The sequence below is a fragment of the Dechloromonas sp. HYN0024 genome (assembly GCF_003441615.1).
Lineage (GTDB): Bacteria > Pseudomonadota > Gammaproteobacteria > Burkholderiales > Rhodocyclaceae > Azonexus.
This window is the reverse complement of sequence record NZ_CP031842.1, coordinates 2,346,557-2,361,469: the sequence shown is the minus strand read 5'-3', so window position 1 is coordinate 2,361,469 and position 14,913 is coordinate 2,346,557. Positions and strand designations below refer to the sequence as shown.

Here is a 14,913-nt window from a genome sequence, read left to right as displayed (position 1 = left end):
GTGGTGACCGGGTTCACGAGCGGGCGCCGAATTTGATGGCTTGTCGGGCCGTCGTTTCGAGCGACTGGGGGTCGATGGCGACTTGCGTCGGCCAGCCGGCCAGGTGGCTTTCAACAATGTCGGCCAGCGCCTTGATCCAGGCATCGTCTTCGTTGACCGCCGGAATGTAGTGGTATTCCTTGCCGCCAGCCTTGAGAAAGTCGTCGCGGCCTTCCTGGGCGATTTCTTCGAGGGTTTCGAGGCAGTCGGCGACGAAACCAGGGCAAATGACATCGACCCGGCGGACGCCCTGCTTGCCCCATTCGTGGAGGGTCGGGGCAGTGTAGGGCTGGAGCCACTCGGCCTTGCCAAAACGTGACTGGAAACAGATCTGGAATTGTTCCGGTTTGAGATTGAGTCGCTCGGCGAGCAGTCGGCCGGTTTTGTGGCATTCGCAGAAATACGGATCGCCCAGGGTCAGGCTGCGCTTGGGCAGGCCGTGGAAGCTGATGAGCAGGCGGTCCTTGTCGCCCAGCAGGCCGTTCGTCTGCCAGTGCTTGCGTACCGTCTTTTCGAGTGCACCGATATAGCCGTCATGGTCGTGAAAGTTCCGCGTAAAGCGCATTTCCGGTTGGTTGCGGATTTTTGTCAGCCATTGGCAGGCGTCGTCAACCACCGTCGCCGTCGTGCTCGCCGCATATTGCGGATACATCGGCACAATCAGGATACGGCTGGCTCCTTCGGCCTTGAGATGGGTCAGCACGTCGGGTAGCGCGGGTGAACCGTAGCGCATCGCCCAGGTTACCTTGACGTGATGGCCGCGTTGGCCGATCAGCCCGTTGAGCAACTTCGCCTGGCGCTCGGTATGGACGCGCAGGGGAGAGCCTTCTGGCATCCAGACGCTGGCGTACTTGGCGGCGGATTTCTTCGGCCGGGTATTGAGGATGATGCCGTTGAGGATCAGCCACCAGATCGGTTTGGGAATTTCAACGACGCGTGGGTCGGAGAGAAACTGCTTGAGATAGCGCTTGAGGGCGGGGGCAGTCGGTGCGTCAGGCGTGCCGAGATTGACCAGGACGACGGCGGTGCTGGCGGCGGTGCCGTGGCGGTGTGGTGGCTCGGGGAGGAAACGGGGCATTAGTTATCCGACTTGTAGGAAAGGGCGCTGGAAAGCAGGCGGGCAGTGATATCGACGATGGGGATGACCCGTTCGTAGGCCATCCGGGTCGGGCCAATTACGCCGACTGAACCGACGATGCGGCCATCGACGCTATAGGGGGCAGCGATGACGCTGCATTCGTCGAGCGGGGCGATGCCCGATTCGCCGCCGATGAAAATCTGTACGCCTTCGGCCCGGTGCGAAATGTCGAGCAGGCGGACGAGGCTGGAACGCTGCTCGAAGAGATCGAACAACTCGCGCAGCCTCTTCATGTTCGACGACAGTTCTTCGACGTCAAGCAGGTTGCGTTCGCCGGAGATGACGTAGGGGGCCGAGTTTTCGGCCATGGCCGCGTCGCCCGCATCGAGGGCGAGGGCCATCAGCGGCTTGATATCGTCACGGAGTTGCTGGATCTCGCTGGCCAGGCGCTGGCGGATCTGCTCGAAATCGAGGCCGGCGAAATTCTGCGTCAGGTAATTTGCGGCGCTGACCAGTTCCGACGGCGAATACGCCTTGTCGGTCGTGACGATGCGGTTCTGCACATCGCCATCGGTCGTGACGATGATGAGCAGGATGCGTTTTTCCGACAGGTTGAGGAACTCAATCTGGCGGATGCGGCTAGCCTGGCGACGGGGGGCGATGACAACGCCGGCAAAGTTCGACAGGCTGGAGAGCAATTGCGAGGCACTGGCGATAATCTGGCTCGACGGCCGGCCATGCAGCGCTTCTTCCATCTGGCCCATTTGTCGGGCTTCGAGCGGCTGGACGGTGAGCAGACTATCGACAAACAGCCGGTAACCACGTGCTGTCGGAATGCGCCCGGCCGAGGTGTGCGGGCTGGCGACGAAGCCGGCCTCTTCAAGGTCAGCCATGACGTTGCGGATCGTCGCCGGCGACAGGTCGAGGCCGGAAAACTTGGACAAGGCACGCGAGCCGACCGGTTGCCCGTCGGCAATGTAGTGTTCGACCAGGGTTTTGAGCAGGGTGCGCGAACGTTCATCAAGCATGGCTGGATTGTACAAAAATCTGCGGCCCATACCGCAACAGCTTTTTTATGCAAGAATTCGACCCCATGAACAGAAGCTTCGCTTCCCTGAAAAATCCCCGGACCATCGCCCTGGTCGGCAAATACCACAGTATGGAAATTGCCGAGTCCCTGCGTCGTCTGGCCGAATACCTTTACGAGCGCGGCGTCTCGGTCTTCATTGAGCGCGAAACGGCTGAGCATATCGGCAAAAAGGTCGATCTGTCGCGCTGGGTGACCTGCGGCTTCAATGATATTGGGGCGCATGCCGATCTCGCCATCGTGCTTGGCGGCGACGGCACCATGCTCAATGCGGCTCGCCGCCTGGCCCGTTATTGCGTGCCCCTGGTCGGCGTCAATCAGGGCCGCCTCGGTTTCATGACCGACATTGCCCGTGATGACCTGCTGACCTGCATGGACGATCTGCTCGACGGTCGCTTCACCCAGGAAAACCGGATGCTGCTGGCCGCCGAGGTGACGCGCGACGGCAAGGAAATCGCTTCCAACATGGCGCTCAACGATGTCGTGGTCGACAAGGGCGCCATTGGCCGGATGATCGAATTCGAGTTGTTCATCGATGGCGAGTTCATCTACAACCTGCGATCCGATGGCCTGATTGTCGCCACGCCGACCGGCTCGACGGCCTATTCGATGTCGGCTGGCGGTCCCATCCTGCATCCGACGACGGCCGGTATCGCCCTCGTGCCGCTGTGCCCGCATGCCCTGAGCAATCGACCGATCATCGTCAATGAAAGCGCCGATATCGAGCTGCGTATCGCCAATGCCGACGACGCCCGTGTGCACTTCGACGGCCAGGTCACTTTCGATCTGGAACGCGGCGACTGTGTACGTCTGCGTCGTTCCGAACACGCTATCTGCTTTCTGCATCCACCGGGTTACAGCTATTTCGCCATGCTCCGCCAGAAGCTGCAGTGGAGCGAGCGGCCCAAGAGTAACTGATGCTGCAACACCTGACGATTCGCGACTTTGTCATTGTCGACCGGCTGGAGCTCTCGTTCCTCGCCGGTTTTGGTGCTTTGACCGGCGAAACGGGGGCGGGCAAGTCGATTCTCATCGATGCGCTGGCGCTTACCCTCGGCGAACGTGCCGATGCAGGGGTTGTCCGTTCCGGTTGCGAGAAGGCAGAAGTTGCTGCCACCTTTGATATCGCCGGCCAGCCACAGGTTGGAGAGTGGCTGCGGGCCAACGATCTCGACGGTGACGACGAGTTGCTCCTGCGCCGCGTCGTCGATGCCGGCGGTCGCTCGCGCGCCTACATCAACGGTTCGCCGGCAACCGTCCAGCAACTGCGAGAAGTCGGCGAATGGCTGGTCGACATTCACGGCCAGCACGCCCACCAGTCCCTGCTCCGTTCAGATGCGCAGCGCACCCTGCTCGACAGCCATGCCGGGCTGAGCGGTGTGGCGCGTGAAGTTGCCGCCGCCTGGAAGCTGTGGCGGGAGGCCGAAGCGATGCTGCGTGCCGCCAGCGAGGGGGCCGATGCCCTGTTGCGCGAACGCGAGCAGTTGCAATGGCAGATCGGCGAACTCGACGCCCTGGCCTTTGGCGATGATGAATGGGCAACGCTCGACGTTGAACACCGCCGCCTGGGACATGCTGCCAGCCTGATCGAGGGCGCCCAGTACGCCCTGGCTGTGCTGTCCGACGACGATGCCGCCTGTGAACGGCAGATCGATGGCGTCGCCACCCGCCTGGGCAATCTCGCTGAATACGATCCGGCGCTGGCTGAAGTCGCCGCGCTGATCGGTTCGGTGCAGGCCGAACTGTCGGATGCGGTGTCCACCTTGCGCCGCTATGCCGACCGGGCCGATCTCGATCCGGCCCGTCTGGCCCAGGTTGAGCGCCGGATGGATGCAGTGATGAGCCATTCCCGAAAATATCGTGTTCAGCCGCAGGAATTGCCGGGCTTGCTCGCCGGCTGGCGGCAACGTCTGGCCGAACTGGATGAGTCGGCTGATCTCGATTCGCTAAACACCAAAGTTGTCGCCACCCGCCAGGCGTATCGGGCACAAGCCGAAAAACTCTCGGCCGGTCGCCAGAAGGCGGCCACCGAGATGGGGGTGGCGGTCAGCGAGATCATGCGCCAGCTGGCGCTGTCCTCCGGACGTTTCGAAGTCGCCCTGGTGCCGGTGGTCGATGGCGCCGTCTATGGCCTGGAGCAGATCGAATTCCGTATCGGCGGTCTGGCCGGCAATGAAGCCAAACCGCTGGCCAAGGTGGCTTCCGGCGGCGAACTGTCGCGCATCAGCCTGGCGATACAAGTACTCACCTCGCGCTCAGCCAGCGTTCCGACCCTTATCTTTGACGAGGTCGATGTTGGCATCGGCGGTGGCGTTGCCGAAATCGTCGGTCGCCTGCTGCGCGAACTGGGCAGCGAACGTCAGGTTCTCTGCGTTACCCACCTGCCGCAAGTCGCGGCGCAGGCCAACTGGCAGTGGCAAGTCAGCAAGGCCACCCGCGATGGCGTCACGCTAAGCGCCATTCAGCCGCTCGATGAAATCGGCCGGGTGCAGGAAATCGCCCGCATGCTCGGCGGCGTTGAAATTTCCGATATCACCCTGCAGCATGCCAAGGAATTGCTGCGCTTGAAAATCTGACGGCGGTTTTGCTAACCGCCATGATCTTTCGCCAGGCTAGGCAGTAACTCAAATAATCCCGATCAGGCGCAGAGTGGCCAGCAATGCCAGTAGCAGGAAAAAGACACCGCTGACCCGGTGAATCCAGTGCAACGGGAGTCGATTGAGCCAGCGGCGGCCGGCCACGACGCCGAGGATTGAGGTGCAGGCCAGGGCCAGGGTGGCGCCAACCCAGGTGGCTGTTGCATCGGCGGTGCCGCCGAGGCCGGCCACGGCGATCTGGGTCTTGTCGCCGAACTCGGCCAAAAAGATCATCAGGAAAGTGGTGGCGACAATGTTGTGGCCGGGTTTTTCCGGGATGTCTTCGTCCTCTTCGGCCTCTTCAAAGCGTAGGGCGCTGACGCCGAAATAGGCGAAGAGCAGGGCGACAGCTGATGTGACCACCCATTCCGGCAGCCAGGCGGCAATCGCCGCGCCGAACAAGACGGCGAGCAGGTTGAGGAGGGCAAAGGCCGCCACCGCACCAAGCACGACCGGCAGGCCACGGTGGCGGGCGGCCAGGGTCATGCAGACGAGTTGGCTTTTGTCGCCGAATTCGGCCAGGCCAATGAGCAGAAAAGTGGTGCCGGCAGAAGAGAGCCAAGCTCCCGGTGTCAGGGCGCCAAGTTCGGTCATCGAAGAGTCGGCCAGTTAGTCAGGCTTTGGCCGCTGGCGTGTCGCGATGTGGACACTGCGTTTTCGAACACTTGGCGTAGAGGTAGAGCGCATGGTCCTGGATGGCGAACCCGCGTTCCTGGGCAATGGCGTTCTGGCGTTTCTCGATTTCCGGATCGTAGAACTCTTCGACCCGGCCGCAGTTGATGCAGACCAGATGGTCGTGATGCTTGCCGTGGTTGATTTCGAAAACGGCCTTGCCGGATTCGAAGAAGTGGCGTTCGAGCAGGCCAGCCTGTTCGAACTGGGTGAGGACGCGGTAAACCGTGGCCAGCCCGATGTCCATGTTTTCGGCGATGAGGAGCTTGTACACGTCCTCCGCCGTCATGTGGCGCAAAGCGCTCGTTTCGAACAATTCAAGAATTTTGAGCCGGGGAAAAGTGGCTTTGAGCCCCATATTCTTGAGGCTTTGCGGATCGCTCATTGCTAGGAGTTCCTGAAATTGTTCGATCAGGCGAAATGCTGATTTCGGGTATGATATACCGCTTCAAAGCCGATTGAAAAACTCCGGAAAATCGAATGCGCCGTTCCCGCCTATTGCTCGTCGCCGCTTCTTGCGCGCTTATCGCCGCTTGTTCCTACAAGCCGAGCTTCATCAATGAATACAAGATCGATATCCAGCAGGGCAATGTCCTGACGCAGGAGATGGTTGCCCAGCTCAAGCCGGGCCAGACACGTGATCAGGTTCGCTTTCTGTTGGGAACGCCGCTGGTCAGCGATATTTTTCATCATCAGCGCTGGGATTACATCTATCGCTACAAGAGTGGCAAGACCGGCGAAGTCGAGTCGCGCAAGCTGACCGTTTTCTTCGATGGAGAGGGTCGCCTTGAGCGCGTCAGTGGCGATATCGCAAGTGGCGATTCGAACGAACTGAGTGCGCCGGTCAACAAGACCCGTCTCGTCGACCTCGGTTCGCTGTCGCCGGAGCAGGCCGACAAGCCGCTGCCGCCGCGCGAGCCGCCGGGCTATTTCCGTCGTTTCATGGACATGTTGGGGTTTTAAAGAATGAGTGCAACACGTATTGGTGTCGTCGGGGCCGGTGGTCGCATGGGTCGCATGCTGATCGAGGCTACATTGAAGGATGACCAGCTGGCGCTCGGCGCCGCTTTTGATGTGCCGGGCAGTCCGGCCATCGGCAAGACGGCCGGGGATTTGGTCAGCATGCCGTGCGATGTGGTGGTGACGGATGATGTTGCCGGCGGACTCAAAAATATCGATTGCCTGATTGATTTCACCCGTCCGCAAGGCACGCTGGTTCATCTCGAGCTATGCCGCCAGGCCGGGGTCGCCATGGTGATCGGCACGACCGGTTTCGAAGCCGATGGCAAAGCCGTCATCGCAGCCGCCGCCAAGGATATTCCGGTGGTCTTTGCGCCCAATATGGCGGTTGGCGTCAATCTCGTTTTCAAGCTGCTCGATACAGCGGCGCGCATCCTCAATCAGGGTTACGACATCGAAGTGGTCGAGGCACACCATCGTCTGAAAGTCGATGCGCCTTCCGGGACGGCGCTGCGCATGGGTGAGGTGGTTGCCAGTGCGCTAGGTCGCGATCTTGAAACGTGTGCGGTCTATGGCCGCGAAGGTGTTACCGGCGAGCGCGACCCGTCAACCATCGGCTTTGCCACGGTGCGTGGTGGCGACATCGTCGGTGATCACACGGTCATGTTCTGCGGACTTGGCGAGCGCGTTGAAGTGACGCACAAGGCCAGTAGCCGCATGCCCTACGCTCTCGGCAGTCTGCGTGCGGCGCGTTTCCTGGCGGGCCGCAAGAGCGGACTTTTCGACATGCAGGATGTTCTCGGACTGCGTTAGCACCAGATTATGAAATCCCGCCTGCTGGATCGGCAACTTCAGGAAATCTTCGGTGGCGAAGGCGAGCCGCAATTCCGGGCGTTGATCGAGCAGGCCAGGGCTGCCCGGCAGGATGTGCTGGCCGATGGCATGGAAAGGCTGATCGGGATTGTCGATTCGTCTTATCGCGCCTACGCGGCGATGAATCTTGGCGCCTGGCATACCAAATTGTCGGGCGATGCACTGGCTGACTGGAATCTCCGTGCCGGCACCGTCGAAGCTGGGCGCCAGTGGAAGCAGATGCTGGGCTACGACGACGCCGAGATTGATAACTCGCTGACCCAGTGGGAGCGCATGCTTCATCCGGAAGATCTGCGCCTCCTGCAGGCGGAGATCGAGGCCCATGTCCAGGGCCAGTCGCCGCATTTTCAGGCCGAGTGTCGTTTTAAGGCGCGCGATGGTCAATGGCGCTGGTTTTTGTTGCGCGGTGCGGTAGCGGCGCGTGAGGCTGACGGTAAACCGGTGCGCATGCTGGTTTTGCAGCGCGATATCAGTGAAGTGAAGAATGCGGAAGCCGCGCTGATTTCGGCCAAGGAAGCGGCTGAGGCAGCGAACAAGGCGCGCGGGGCGTTTCTGGCCAACATGAGCCATGAAATCAGGACGCCGATGAACGGCATTATCGGCATGACTGATCTGGCGCTGGATACCGAACTGGATGCCGAGCAGCGTCACTACCTGAAGACCGTCAAGTCGTCGGCAGAAGCATTGCTGACCATCGTCAATGACATTCTCGATTTTTCGAAAATCGAAGCTGGCAAGGTCGAATTTGAGGCGCTGGCTTTTTCGATTCAGGACACCGTTCTTGAAGCGGTTCGAGTGCTTGCGGTCAGTGCCCACAAGAAAGGCCTGGAACTGGTGGCTGATGTTCGGCCCGAGGTGCCGCTGCGAATCGTCGGCGACCCGACGCGGTTGCGCCAGGTGATCATCAATCTGATCGGCAATGCGATCAAATTTACTGAGCATGGCGAAGTGGTTCTTGACGTGGCGGTCGATCAGGAGACCGATCAGTCCGTTTTTCTGAGGTTTTCCATCCGCGATACCGGTATCGGTGTGCCTGCCGACAAGCAACGGGCTATTTTCGAGGCTTTTTCCCAGGCCGACGTAACGACGACCCGCCGCTTTGGTGGTACAGGGCTGGGGTTGGCCATCTGCGCCCGACTGGTGCAGCTGATGGATGGCAAGATCACGCTCGAGAGTACCCCCGGCGTTGGGTCCGTGTTCTCGTTTACGGGTCGCTTTGGCGTCGAGGCGTCGGCCATCACGCAGACACAGGCGTTTTTCGCCGGCTCTCAATATGGTGGGCGGCGCGCTCTGGTCATTGATGACAACGAAAAGGCCGGGCGTTACATGGTCGAGTTGCTGGAGCGGCTCGGTATCCAGTCTTCGTTTTCAGTCGATGGGGCCTCGGCTGTAGCGGCCATCGAGCGCAGTCGTGCGGTCGATTTCCCCTACGACTATGTCTTTGCTGATGCCGGCATGGCTGCACCGGCCGGGTTTGCCCTGGCTGAAGCCTGGCAGAAATCGGGGCGGGTCGAAAAACTTCTGATCATGCTGACCACGGAAAATCAGCGCCACGATCTGACCCGCCTCAGGGAGATTGGTGTTTCCGCCCATTTGGTCAAGCCGGTCGGTGGCGCAGATCTGGTCGATGCGCTGGGCTTGGCTGAAGGTCCGGACAACAGCTTGCAGGAAAACTTCGTTCTCGCCGACATAGATCTGGACAATGCTCCCCAAGGTACTGATACACCGCTCAATATCCTTCTGGTCGAAGACAATCCGGTCAATCAGGAATTGGCAAAACGCCTGCTTGAGCGCCAGTCGCATCGGGTGACCTTGGCCAACAATGGGGTCGAGGCGGTTGATCTGTTTGACACTGATCATTATGACGTTATCCTGATGGACATGCAGATGCCGGTGATGGGCGGGGTCGAGGCGGCCGAGGCGATTCGGTCCAGGGAGATGCGCCGGAGCTGGGTGCTTTCCCATGAGGTCAAACCTGTCTATATCATCGCCATGACCGCTAATGTCATGGCCAGCGATCACGATCGCTGCATGGAGGCGGGCATGAACGATTACGTCGCCAAGCCCTTGCGGCCGGCAGAGTTGTTTGCTGCCCTCGGGCGCAGTCGAGGCTGCGTCGATATTGATCAGCCGACATTGTTGGCTGCTGCGCCACCCTCGGGAACAAAGCGGATCGATCTGGCGGCGGCACAGCGCGACATTGGTGACCCCGAACTATTCGCCACGATGGCAGGGATGTTTCTGTCGGAGTGGGATACCCATCTCGGGCGCATCAAGAGTGCGCTCGATAGTGTGGATGGGCAAGCTTTGCGCATGCATGCCCATACCGTGAAGAGTCTTCTGGCCATGTTTCATGCCGAAACGGCCCGACGTCTGGCGATGGAAATCGAGCAGGCCGCGTTCGCTCCCGATAGCGTTGACTGGCCCGCCTGTCAGCGTCTCCACGCCGATCTTGCTGATGAAATGGCGCAGGTAAAGCCGGTTTTGCAGCAGTACGTCGAGACTCGCGTAATCCCTTGAATTTGCCTGAAAAGCCACTTTTCGGCTAAAATAGGAAGGTTAAAAAGCACGAGCGGGGAGGCGCAAGCCTTCCCGCTCGGCACATGAATAATTAGAAATTCAAGGAGAGCCGGTCGTGTCGTTGCTGCCCTCATTCATACCCGCCATTCTCGCCCTCGCCGACGGAACGGTTTTCAAGGGCCAATCCATCGGCGCAGACGGTGTCACCAGTGGCGAGGTGGTGTTCAACACCGCCATGTCGGGCTATCAGGAAATCCTCACCGATCCCTCCTATTGCCGCCAGATTGTCACCCTGACCTATCCGCATATCGGCAACACCGGTTGCAATGCGGAGGATTTTGAATCCAACGCCAATTACGCCGCCGGTCTGGTCATTCGTGACTTGCCGCTGGTCGCCTCGAACTGGCGGAGCCAGGACGACCTGTCGTCCTACCTCAAAAAGCACGGTATCGTTGCCATTGCCGGCATCGATACGCGCAAGCTGACGCGCATCCTGCGTGAGAAGGGTGCCCAGGCCGGTTGCATCCTGGCCGGCGATGTCGATGAGTCGAAGGCGCTGGCCATGGCCCGTGCTTTCCCCGGTCTCAACGGCATGGATCTGGCCAAGGTCGTTTCGGCCAAGGAAAGCTATGCCTGGACGGAAGGTGAATGGACGCTGACCGGCTATCAGCCGGGCCCGGCACCGCGCTTCCATGTCGTCGCCTACGATTTTGGCGTCAAGAAGAACATTCTGCGCATGCTCGCCCAGCGCGGCGTCAAGCTGACGGTGGTGCCGGCCCAGACGCCGGCGGCTGATGTGCTGGCCCTCAAGCCGGACGGCGTTTTCCTGTCGAACGGCCCGGGCGACCCTGAGCCGTGCGATTACGCCATTGCCGCGATCCGTGAATTCCTCGATCGGGGTATTCCGACGTTCGGCATCTGCCTCGGCCATCAGTTGCTGGCCCTGGCGTCAGGCGCCAAGACCCTGAAGATGAAGTTCGGTCACCATGGTGCCAACCATCCGGTCAAGGACATGGACACCGGCCAGGTGCTGATCACCAGCCAGAACCACGGTTTCGCTGTCGATGCCGATTCCCTGCCGGCCAACCTGCGCGCCACCCATGTGTCGCTGTTCGACGGTTCCCTTCAAGGCATTGCCCGCACCGACGTGCCGGCGTTCTCCTTCCAGGGTCACCCCGAAGCCAGCCCCGGTCCGCATGACGTGGCCTACCTGTTTGACCGCTTCCTGGATGCCATGACGCGTGGCGTTGCCGCGTTGCAGCCGGCGAAATAAGGCGAGAGTAAAGAAATGCCGAAACGTACAGACATAAAAAGTGTTTTGATTATTGGCGCCGGCCCGATCATCATCGGTCAGGCCTGCGAATTCGACTACTCCGGCGCGCAAGCCTGCAAGGCCCTGCGCGAAGAGGGTTACAAGGTCATCCTGGTTAACTCCAACCCGGCGACCATCATGACCGACCCGGAAATGGCCGACGTTACCTACATCGAGCCGATCACCTGGCAGGTTGTCGCCAAGATCATCGAAAAGGAACGCCCGGACGCGCTGCTGCCGACCATGGGCGGTCAGACGGCGCTCAACTGCGCCCTCGACCTCGACCGTGAAGGCGTCCTCGCCAAGTTCAATGTCGAGCTGATTGGCGCCTCGAAGGAAGCCATCGACAAGGCCGAGGATCGGCAGAAGTTCAAGGACGCGATGACCAAGATTGGTCTCGGTTCTGCCAAGTCGGCTACGGCCCACAGCATGGAAGAGGCCTACCAGGTGCAGGCCGTGATCGGCTTCCCGACCATCATCCGGCCGTCCTTCACGCTGGGTGGCACGGGCGGCGGCATCGCCTACAACATGGAAGAGTTCGAGACCATCTGCAAGCGCGGTCTCGAAGCCTCGCCGACCAACGAGTTGCTGATTGAAGAGTCGCTGCTCGGCTGGAAGGAATACGAGATGGAAGTGGTTCGCGACAAGGCGGACAACTGCATCATCATCTGTTCGATCGAAAACCTCGATCCGATGGGCGTCCATACCGGCGACTCGATCACCGTCGCCCCGGCCCAGACCCTGACCGACAAGGAATACCAGATCCTGCGTAACGCCTCGATCGCCGTGCTGCGGGAAATCGGCGTCGATACCGGCGGTTCGAACGTACAGTTCTCGATCAACCCGAAGGACGGTCGAATGATCGTCATCGAGATGAATCCGCGCGTCTCGCGTTCGTCGGCCCTGGCCTCCAAGGCGACCGGCTTCCCGATTGCCAAGATCGCCGCCAAGCTGTCGGTCGGTTATACCCTCGACGAACTGTCGAACGACATTACCGGCGGCAAGACCCCGGCCTCTTTCGAGCCGTCCATCGACTACGTCGTCACCAAGGTGCCGCGTTTCGCCTTCGAGAAATTCCCGCAGGCTGACAACACCCTGACCACCCAGATGAAGTCGGTCGGTGAAGTCATGGCTATCGGCCGCACCTTCCAGGAATCCCTGCAGAAAGCACTGCGTGGTCTGGAAGTCGGCGTCGATGGCTTCAATCTGAAGACGGTCGACCCGGCCACTATCGACGAACAGCTGGCGCGCCCGACCCCGGATCGCCTGTGGTACGTCGCCGATGCCTTCGGGATCGGCATGTCGGTCGAGCGTGTTTTTGAGCTGACCAAGATTGATCCGTGGTTCCTCGTCCAGATCAAGGAAATCGTCGATCTCGAACTGGCCGTCGAAAAGCGCGAATTTGCCTCGATCACCGCCGAAGAGCTGCGCTACCTCAAGCGCAAGGGCTTTGCCGATCGTCGTCTGGCCTACCTGTTGAAAACCACCGAAACCGAATTCCGCAACCGTCGCCATGCTCTGGGCGTCCGCCCGGTGTACAAGCGTGTCGATACCTGCGCTGCCGAATTCTCGACCGATACCGCCTACATGTACTCGACCTACGAGGACGAGTGCGAAGCGAATCCGACCGACAAGAAGAAGATCATGGTCCTCGGCGGCGGTCCCAACCGCATCGGCCAGGGCATCGAGTTCGACTACTGCTGCGTGCATGCCGCCATGGCCATGCGCGAAGACGGCTACGAGACCATCATGGTCAATTGCAATCCGGAAACCGTGTCTACCGACTACGATACCTCGGATCGCCTGTATTTCGAGCCGCTGACGCTGGAAGACGTGCTCGAAATCGTCGCTATCGAAAAGCCGGTCGGCGTCATCGTCCAGTACGGCGGGCAGACCCCGCTCAAGTTGGCCTTGGCCCTCGAAGCCAACGGCGTGCCCATTATCGGTACCAGCCCGGAATCGATCGACGTCGCTGAAGACCGCGAGCGCTTCCAGAAGCTGCTGCACGAACTCGGTCTCAAGCAGCCGCCGAATCGTACGGCGCGTACCGAAGAAGATGCCCTGCGTCTGGCCCAGGAAATCGGTTATCCGCTGGTTGTCCGCCCGTCTTACGTGCTGGGTGGCCGGGCCATGGAAATCGTCCATGAGCAGAAGGATCTCGAGCGTTACATGCGTGAGGCCGTCAAGGTCTCGCATGATTCGCCGGTGCTCCTCGACCGCTTCCTGAACGATGCCGTCGAATGCGACGTCGATGCCTTGTCCGATGGCGATGAAGTCATCATCGGTGGCGTCATGGAACACATTGAACAGGCTGGCGTTCACTCCGGTGACTCGGCCTGCTCACTGCCGCCCTATTCACTGGGTCAGGCCGTTCAGGACGAACTGCGCCGGCAGACCAAGCTGATGGCCAAGGCGCTCAATGTCTGTGGTCTGATGAACGTGCAGTTCGCCATCAAGGACAACGACGTCTACGTCCTTGAAGTCAATCCGCGCGCCTCGCGTACCGTGCCCTACGTCTCCAAGGCAACCGGCCTGCAACTGGCCAAGATCGCGGCGCGCTGCATGGCCGGGCGGAGCCTCAAGGACCAGGGCATCACCAAGGAAGTCATTCCGCCGTATTTCTCGGTCAAGGAAGCGGTCTTCCCCTTCGTCAAGTTCCCTGGCGTCGATACCATTCTCGGCCCGGAAATGAAGTCGACTGGCGAAGTCATGGGCGTTGGTGTGACTTTTGCCGAAGCTTTCGTCAAGTCGCAACTGGCCGCCAGCGTCAAGTTGCCGACGAGCGGCAAGGTCTTCATGTCGGTCAAGGACAGTGACAAGGCCAAGGCCATCGAAATTGCCCGTCACTTGCTTGAGGCCGGTTTCCAGCTTGTAGCAACGCGCGGAACAGCACACGCCATTGAAGCAGCTGGCCTCCCGGTGCAGATGGTCAACAAGTTCACTGAAGGTCGTCCGCACATTGTCGACATGATCAAGAACAATGAGATTTCCTTGATCATCAACACTGTCGAGGAAAAGCGCCAGGCGGTTAATGATTCGAGAAACATCCGTACCTCAGGCCTGCAGGCCCGGGTCACGATGTACACCACGATCTGGGGAGCGGAGGCCGCCGCCGAGGGTATCCGTACCCTGGGTGAACTGGTTGTCTATCCTATCCAGGCCTTGCATACACAACTACACTGAGACAAACCTGAAACCGCCGGGTTGGCCCCTTCGGGGCACCGGCGGTTTTGCTTTTGCTGGAAGATTGATATGAGCAAAGTTCCCCTGACCGTAAAAGGCGCCGAAAAGCTGCGCGAAGAACTGCATCGCCTGAAGACGGTGGATCGCCCCTGGGTGATCGGCGCCATCGCCGAGGCGCGGGCCCATGGCGACCTCTCCGAAAATGCCGAATACGATGCAGCAAAGGAGCGTCAGGGCTTCATCGAAGGGCGTATCCAGGAAGTCGAAGGCAAGTTGTCGCATGCCCAGATCATTGACCCCACGCTGCTCGATGCCGATGGTCGTTGTGTCTTTGGGGCAACGCTCGATCTTGAGGATCAGGACTCCGGCGATGCCGTGACCTACCAGATCGTTGGTGAGGACGAAGCTGACATCAAGGCCGGAAAAATTTCGGTCAACTCTCCGCTGGCCCGGGCCCTGATCGGCAAATATGCCGGCGATATTGCCCAGGTCCAGACGCCGGGTGGCATGCGTGAATACGAAGTGATCGACGTCCGTTACGAATAACATCGAC

12 protein-coding genes are annotated in these 14,913 nt (G+C 60.2%); 8 read left to right on the top strand and 4 right to left on the bottom strand.

Features of this window, described 5'->3' with window-relative positions; translation table 11 throughout:
- Positions 1–13: 13 nt before the first annotated feature.
- Complete coding sequence (hemH, locus tag HYN24_RS11295) at positions 14–1,117, bottom strand: ferrochelatase (protein ID WP_117609344.1); 1,104 nt, start codon at positions 1,115–1,117, stop codon at positions 14–16.
- A complete protein-coding gene (gene hrcA / locus HYN24_RS11290) occupies positions 1,117–2,145 on the bottom strand; it encodes a heat-inducible transcriptional repressor HrcA (protein ID WP_117609343.1) in 1,029 nt (342 codons plus the stop codon). The genes hemH and hrcA overlap by 1 nt, the downstream gene beginning before the upstream one ends.
- Before the next feature lie 47 nt (positions 2,146–2,192).
- On the opposite strand from hrcA, the gene HYN24_RS11285 reads away from it, so the two are divergent.
- Together HYN24_RS11285 and recN are read left to right on the top strand one after the other, a co-directional pair.
- Positions 2,193–3,122 (top strand): NAD kinase, encoded by a 930-nt coding sequence (locus tag HYN24_RS11285; protein ID WP_117609342.1) that lies wholly within the window; start codon positions 2,193–2,195, stop codon positions 3,120–3,122.
- On the top strand, positions 3,122–4,780 hold the full coding sequence (gene recN, locus HYN24_RS11280; RefSeq protein WP_117609341.1) for a DNA repair protein RecN: 1,659 nt from the start codon (positions 3,122–3,124) through the stop codon (positions 4,778–4,780). Before HYN24_RS11285 ends, recN begins: the two co-directional genes overlap by 1 nt.
- A 48-nt stretch (positions 4,781–4,828) precedes the next feature.
- Here recN and HYN24_RS11275 read toward each other — a convergent pair whose 3' ends face one another.
- Complete coding sequence (locus HYN24_RS11275; RefSeq protein WP_117609340.1) at positions 4,829–5,434, bottom strand: TMEM165/GDT1 family protein; 606 nt, start codon at positions 5,432–5,434, stop codon at positions 4,829–4,831.
- 19 nt (positions 5,435–5,453) lie between these two features.
- Complete coding sequence (gene fur, locus HYN24_RS11270; protein WP_117609339.1) at positions 5,454–5,897, bottom strand: ferric iron uptake transcriptional regulator; 444 nt, start codon at positions 5,895–5,897, stop codon at positions 5,454–5,456.
- Between the two features lie 95 nt (positions 5,898–5,992).
- On the opposite strand from fur, the gene HYN24_RS11265 reads away from it, so the two are divergent.
- The 6 genes from HYN24_RS11265 (at position 5,993) to greA (ending at position 14,906) form a co-directional block, all read left to right on the top strand.
- Entirely contained in the window at positions 5,993–6,475 is a 483-nt protein-coding gene (locus HYN24_RS11265; protein ID WP_117609338.1) for an outer membrane protein assembly factor BamE, read from the top strand.
- Positions 6,476–6,478: 3 nt separating this feature from the next.
- Positions 6,479–7,285: a 4-hydroxy-tetrahydrodipicolinate reductase gene (gene dapB, locus HYN24_RS11260; RefSeq protein WP_117609337.1), complete on the top strand. Its 807-nt coding sequence runs from the start codon at positions 6,479–6,481 to the stop codon at positions 7,283–7,285.
- A gap of 9 nt (positions 7,286–7,294) precedes the next feature.
- On the top strand, positions 7,295–9,865 hold the full coding sequence (locus HYN24_RS11255; protein ID WP_117609336.1) for a PAS domain-containing hybrid sensor histidine kinase/response regulator: 2,571 nt from the start codon (positions 7,295–7,297) through the stop codon (positions 9,863–9,865).
- Between the two features lie 124 nt (positions 9,866–9,989).
- Positions 9,990–11,138: a glutamine-hydrolyzing carbamoyl-phosphate synthase small subunit gene (gene carA / locus HYN24_RS11250; protein ID WP_205421490.1), complete on the top strand. Its 1,149-nt coding sequence runs from the start codon at positions 9,990–9,992 to the stop codon at positions 11,136–11,138.
- Between the two features lie 15 nt (positions 11,139–11,153).
- Complete coding sequence (gene carB, locus HYN24_RS11245) at positions 11,154–14,360, top strand: carbamoyl-phosphate synthase large subunit (RefSeq protein WP_117609334.1); 3,207 nt, start codon at positions 11,154–11,156, stop codon at positions 14,358–14,360.
- Between the two features lie 69 nt (positions 14,361–14,429).
- On the top strand, positions 14,430–14,906 hold the full coding sequence (gene greA / locus HYN24_RS11240) for a transcription elongation factor GreA (RefSeq protein ID WP_117609333.1): 477 nt from the start codon (positions 14,430–14,432) through the stop codon (positions 14,904–14,906).
- Positions 14,907–14,913: the final 7 nt, after the last annotated feature.